Origin of the sequence: Bartonella rattimassiliensis 15908 (assembly GCF_000278215.1) — a bacterium.
GTDB lineage: Bacteria > Pseudomonadota > Alphaproteobacteria > Rhizobiales > Rhizobiaceae > Bartonella > Bartonella rattimassiliensis.
Window position 1 is genome coordinate 208261 of sequence record NZ_JH725067.1, and the last position, 1032, is coordinate 209292.

1 pseudogene is annotated in these 1032 nt (G+C 30.8%); it reads left to right on the forward strand.

The annotated features are described in order from the left end of the window. Positions 1-726 precede the first annotated feature (726 nt). A pseudogene (locus MCY_RS06575) lies at positions 727-1032 on the forward strand (hypothetical protein); the annotation flags it as partial.

Below are 1032 nucleotides of genomic sequence, written 5' to 3' on the forward strand. Positions count from 1 at the left end.
CATAACAGTCTATAAATCGTAATTATCCTATTTATCGTTTCTCTTATGAAACTGAAAAATGATGCGGTGGCTATAAAGAAGATAACAGCTATAGAGAAGGTGTAAAAACAGCAAGGTTTTATAATCATAATGCAAATGAAAGCATTGATTATAAAGACAGCCCCTATAAAAAGCTGTTAAGTTGCAAATGCGTTATAAACAAAATTCACAAAAAAATTAAAATTCATTTAGTGAAAAAACTGATAGGTTATAAAGATAAAAATACGCATTATGAGAGCGTTTCTAAATATTATAAATGTATAGATTCAAAACATAATGCAATCGTTTCAGAAAGCTCATAATATAGCTTTAAACGCATATAAATATAAAAGCAGCAATTCATAAGCATAAGATATTATCAATACATAACGTAATTAAAAAATACAAAAAATATCAAAAAAGATAAAATATTATTTGACAATAAATACGTATTTTGTTATATAAATAACCAAGTGATCAAAATACTTAATAACTAGCGGATAAACCACGATAAGGTTTCTCCTATTTCTTTAAATACTGACTTTCTTTTATGCTGTCGCTAGCATATAACGATTATGTCGGGTGTGGTTACACCATACAATACTCTTTATGAGAAAAGTGTAGCAACGGACTAGTTACCGTGTTTTGAGCGCCCGGCGCCCTTTTAGGGTTGTCAATTTCAAAACTTTAATAACTAGGATTAATAAAATGAATTCTATATCACAAAACACCCCCGTTCTCTCTAACATTGCAAATAAAACCGCATCTGTTAATAAACAACAGTCTGCAAAAAAATATGAACTTACTAATGAAAGCCGCGTTGTTAACGGTGTGACTTTACACCGCATTAAAGCTTTAAGAGATTTTGATGATGTTAAGGCTGGTCAATTGGGTGGCTTTATTGAAAATGAAAGCGACCTCTCTCATGATGGCAATTGCTGGGTTTATGATAATGCTATAGTTTTTTGCAATGCCGTCGTTTCTGAAAATGCAAAAATACATCATGATGCCATT